This is a genomic window from Candidatus Cloacimonadota bacterium (genome assembly GCA_034661015.1).
GTDB lineage: Bacteria > Cloacimonadota > Cloacimonadia > JGIOTU-2 > JGIOTU-2 > JAYEKN01.
Window position 1 is genome coordinate 1 of record JAYEKN010000076.1, and the last position, 5268, is coordinate 5268.

5 protein-coding genes are annotated in these 5268 nt (G+C 35.3%); all 5 read left to right on the top strand.

The annotated features are described in order from the left end of the window. The first annotated feature begins 295 nt into the window (after nucleotides 1-295). The gene (locus U9P79_02640) at nucleotides 296-478 is read left to right on the top strand and encodes a hypothetical protein (GenBank protein ID MEA2103527.1); all 183 of its coding nucleotides are present in this window, start codon (nucleotides 296-298) and stop codon (nucleotides 476-478) included. A gap of 347 nt (nucleotides 479-825) precedes the next feature. Beyond that, entirely contained in the window at nucleotides 826-2031 is a 1206-nt protein-coding gene (locus U9P79_02645) for a 6-phosphofructokinase (protein ID MEA2103528.1), read from the top strand. Nucleotides 2032-2047: 16 nt separating this feature from the next. Further along, nucleotides 2048-2341: a hypothetical protein gene (locus tag U9P79_02650; GenBank protein ID MEA2103529.1), complete on the top strand. Its 294-nt coding sequence runs from the start codon at nucleotides 2048-2050 to the stop codon at nucleotides 2339-2341. Between the two features lie 75 nt (nucleotides 2342-2416). Beyond that, the gene (locus U9P79_02655) at nucleotides 2417-2572 is read left to right on the top strand and encodes a hypothetical protein (GenBank protein ID MEA2103530.1); all 156 of its coding nucleotides are present in this window, start codon (nucleotides 2417-2419) and stop codon (nucleotides 2570-2572) included. Nucleotides 2573-2641: 69 nt separating this feature from the next. Next, nucleotides 2642-5149, top strand: coding sequence for a M14 family zinc carboxypeptidase (locus U9P79_02660; GenBank protein ID MEA2103531.1), 2508 nt, complete (start codon nucleotides 2642-2644; stop codon nucleotides 5147-5149). Nucleotides 5150-5268 lie beyond the last annotated feature (119 nt).

Genomic DNA, 5268 nt, shown 5'->3' on the forward strand with positions numbered 1-5268 from the left:
TATGATATGGCAATGATTTATTTATTTAAATATCATTTTGCAAATAGAACTAAATGTCTAGAAAAATATAAACAAAGCAGAGAATACAACAATAAAAGAAAGAACAGATTGCATTAAAAGATATAATCGTAAATGAAATATTTTGGATGAATTTGAGCTACAAATGGAAAAAAATTTTTGCCAAAAACCTTTATAGAAATGAGATTACAAAAGATAGATTCAAAACAAAAGGTTATAAATTTATTTTATAAATCCTGATATTTTGCGTAAACACAAATTTAAAGGGAAAACAAATTTGAAAACAATTGAACCACACAGATTAATGGAATTGATAAAAACTGATTTAAATATATATAAGGCGAGTAGTATTAGTGAAATACAAAAAAGAATTGGTAAGGAGATAAGTTTACAAAAAATTAAAGGGCAGTTAAACATACTTGTTAAAAAAGGTATTATTAGCAAAAAAGGAAAAAAATAGGAACTAAGTATTCTATTAAAAAGTGAGAGAAAAACACAATTAATTTAATAAAAACCATAAAATATATAATTTAGAATATGTAACTTGTATTCATAGCGTTAGTTAGTCCAAAGAGAAAAAATATTAATCCGATGAAAAATATTTGTTGTAGAGTTCAACACTTTCAGTGTTGTGATCTCTTATTTTCGGTTACAACGGGTTTCACCCGCAGTTATTCACATTCTACTCCTTCGGAGTATTTAATGAAAATTTGGGGTATTTTTTGAATTAACAAACTCCAAACTTGACACAAATTCCTCAAATAGAATTTTATTATTTCAATTAAAGAAAAGCATTAAGGAATAATTATGATTAATTTGCAGGGAAATATGTTGATTGCTCAGGGCGGAGGTCCTACTGTAGTAATAAATCAAAGTTTGGTTGGAGCTATTCTTCAAGCACGAAAAAATCCGAATATTACCAAAATTTATGGGGCTTTGCATGGTGTGCGGGGAATCGTGGAAGAGAAATTTCTCGACCTGACAGAAGTTTCTGAAGAAAATCTGGAAATAATTGCTTTAACTCCTTCCTCTGCTTTATTTTCTACTCGTGATAAACCGGATGAAAAATATTGTAGAAACATCTGTGAGATTTTGCAAAAATATAATGTCCGCTATTTCTTCTACATTGGGGGGAATGATTCTGCAGACACATGCCGGCTGATAAATGAATATGCCGAAGATACAGGTTACAAACTTGTTGCAGTGCATATTCCCAAAACCATTGATAACGATCTGCAAGTTACAGACCATTGCCCCGGATTTGGCTCAGCAGCCAGATTTGTGGCTCTGGCATTTGCCGGAGTAAATTATGATAATCGCTCTCTGCCCGGCGTTTATATCGGTGTCGTGATGGGAAGGCATGCCGGTTTTCTTACCGCAGCTTCAGTCTTAGCAAAGAAAGGTGAAGAAGACGGACCGCATTTGATCTACATTCCGGAAAGAGTTTTCGATGAAGAAAAATTTCTTCAGGATGTTGATGCAAATTTTAAAAAATATGGCAGATGTATGATCGCTGTTTCTGAAGGAATTAGCGATAAAGATGGCACTCCAATCGTAACAAAATTTGCTAAGAACGTAGAACACGATGCCCATGGCAATGTGCAATTAAGCGGGATAGGTGCACTTGGTGATCTGCTCGCAGAAAAAATCAAAACCGAACTCCCGCATATAAAACGGGTTCGTGCAGATACTTTCGGCTATTTACAGCGATCCTTCTTGGGCATTGTAAGTGAAACAGATCGCACCGAAGCACGTAAGGTGGGTGAAAAAGCTGTTGATTTTGCCGCAAAGGGCAAATCCGGTTCGGTGGCAATCAAAAGAATCAAAGAATATCAGATTGATTATTTTCTCACAGAATTGAAAAATGTAGCAAAAGTAACTAAGTTGATGCCCGATTCATTTATAAAAAATGATAACTTTGTAACCGATGAATTCATCGAATATGCCTCTCCTTTGGTGGGTGAACTACCCATTCGGGGAATAATTGATGCTCCCTCAGTTTCAAAAAAATAAAAGAGTTGGTAAAATTATGAATATTAAATTTAAAGATATTAATACCGGTATTGTTCAAGCCCGCGCCTCAATAGAGTTTGCACCCGGAGTAATGCTAAACGAAATTACAATATTGAAAAAAGGGCCGAACATCATTGTGGAACTTCCCCAAAAGTCTTTCAAGGGCAAACAAGGAAAAATATTTTACATTGATATAATCACATTCACGAACGAGAATAAGGAAAATTTGTGGAAATTGGAAGTTAAAAACGAATTTGAAAAATGGCGAAAAGCCAATCCCAAGATTGAAGTTTATGAATACGAACAATAAAACCGAAACACGAATTTCATTAATTGGAGTCTGTCCGTTAAGTATAGATTGGACGCAGATGAACGCTGAAAAAAAATGATTTACGCAGATAAAAAATTTAATTACAAAAAGAGTAGTATCAGCGTTTATCTGCCGAATCAGTGTTTTTCTGCGTCGAATCATCCACCAGCTGGTGGAGCCATTGATAAAATAGTAGTTTACGGACAGACTCTAATTATCCCGATGAAATAAAAAAGATATTAATATTTCATTTGCCGGATAGGAAAGAACTATTGAGGTTAAAATAAGATAATGTTTCAAATGAAAAAACTACAGATATGGATTTTGGCAGTGATGATCGGATTTGTTTTTATTGCTAACATCCTAACCGCAGCTGAATCTGGAAATATTAAAAATTTGAGAGAAATCTATCTCAAATTCAATATTTCGGATAGAACGGAATTGGAAACCTTAACAAAAATTGTCTCGATTGATAGCAGAATTGGGAATACCATTTATGCTTACGCCCTCCCAAAACAATTTGAAGAGCTGAAAAAGTTGGGTTATGAACCGGAAATTGTTCCAAAACCGGGCGCTGAAGCAAAAGATTTAACAATGGCTTACACGATTGAAGAAATGGTAAATTGGGATAGATATCCCACCTACGAAGTTTACGTTGAGATGATGAATCGGTTTGCGGAAGACTTTCCTTCAATTTGCTCTCTGCAAAATGTCGGATATTCGATTGAAGGCAGAGAAATATTGTTTTTAAAAATCTCAGATAATGTAGATATTCAAGAAAATGAGCCGGAATTTATGTACACCGCTCAAATGCATGGAGACGAAATCGTTACTTATATTCTGATGTTGCGATTAGCCGATTATCTTCTGAATAATTATGGAGCCGACCCCGAAGCAACTTATTTGGTAAATAATGCGGAAATATGGATAAATCCAATCGCAAATCCTGATGGAACCTATCATGGTGGTAATAATGATATTAGTGGTGCGGTTCGATATAATGCGAATTGGGTAGATCTTAACAGAAATTTTCCCGATCCGGAAGACGGACCTCATCCGGATGGTGAAGCCTGGCAGCCGGAAAATATTATTATGATGGATTTCGCTTCTGAGCACAGTTTTATCCACTCTGCAAATCTGCACAGCGGTGCGGAAGTTTTGAATTATCCCTGGGACACGTGGAATGATCTCCATGCAGATGAGGATTGGTATGTTGAGATTTCAAAAGCCTACGCAGATACCGTTTTTGCAAATTCAACCGGCGGTTATTTTACCGGAGTCAGTTCAAATGGGTATATCCGCGGTTACGTCTGGTACTCGATCAACGGTGGCAGACAGGATTATATGAATTATTTTCAGGCTTGCAGAGAAGTAACCCTCGAACTTTCCAACCAAAAATTGTTAGACGCAGAAGATCTCCCAACTCATTGGCAGTATAACCGGCGTTCATTGATAAATTATATTAAAAATGTATTTTTTGGAATTCGTGGAATAGTAACCGATTCGCTCGGAAATCCACTGGCTGCGAAAATATTCATTTTAAATCATGATTATGATAATTCGGAAGTTTTCACCGATCCTGATGTGGGTGATTATCACAGAATGCTGCTTCCGGGAAGTTATGATTTGGAATTCAGCAGCTATGGGTTTGAAAATCAGATTGTAGAGAATATTAGCGTAATTGATACCGGAGCAACAGCGATTAATGTTGTTCTCGAAAATTCGGCAAGTTATGAAGTGAACGGAACAGTAGTAGATGGCGATTCGCAGTCACCAATCGAAGGCGCAATTATCGAAATACTCGATGCCCCGATTGAGCCGGATACAACCGATATTGCGGGATATTATTCACTCGGAAATGTTTATACCGGAATCTATACTTTCAAGATCAGTGCAGAAAGTTTTCCCTCAATCGTCCAAGAGATTGAAATTTCAGAAAGTAATCATGTGATCAATTTTGAATTATGTTCACCGGATTTCTTTTTTGACTTTGAGCAAAATAATGGCGGATTTATCTCAAACAACACAAACGGATGGCAATGGGGTGAACCAACTGCCGGTGAATTTGGAGCATATTCAGGTGAAAAAGTTTGGGGGACTGTTCTTGCGGGTGATTATTCCGATAACGCAAACTTGGCTCTCGATTCACCGGAAATGAATATTCAGGCAAATTCATTTTTATCATTTTTCCATTACCATGATTTTGAACAAGGAAACAGCATGTACGATGGTGGGAATGTGAAAATTTCGACTGATGGCGGAAATAATTTTTCCCTTCTTTATCCAGTATCAGGTTACGATGGAGAAATTTCTGCCTTAAATGAGGAAGGCTTTGGTGGCACAATTGAAGATTGGCAGGAAGTCAGTTTTGACATTAGTGAGTATTCTGGTGCGGATGTAATTTTCCGCTGGCATTTTGCTTCGGATGGTTCTGTGCATGACTTTTTTGGTTGGTATATTGACAATGTAAATATTTATCATTTAAATAGCATTGATGATGAAAATTATAGCAATGAAAACATCACTCTTTTACAAAATTATCCAAATCCTTTTAATCCGGTAAATTCTTCAACTAATATTTCATTTTCAATTACCCAAGATTTGTTAAATCCTGAATTGAATATTTACAATATTAAAGGGCAATTGGTGAGAAGTATTCGTTTTGATAATCAAAGTGGAAAAAATATATCTGTGTACTGGGATGGTAAAAATAATATTGGGAAAAAGGTTACAAACGGAATTTATTTTTATAAAATTAGCACTGATGATTATCATTCTAAAACAAAAAAAATAATAATAATTAGATAAACCAAATTTAAATTTATTATGATAATTGGACTAAAAATCAAAGATAGAAGAATAAAAAGCAAATAGGATAATAAACTATGGTTGAATATCTTTTCGTGTTTTTTCGTGTATTTCGTGGT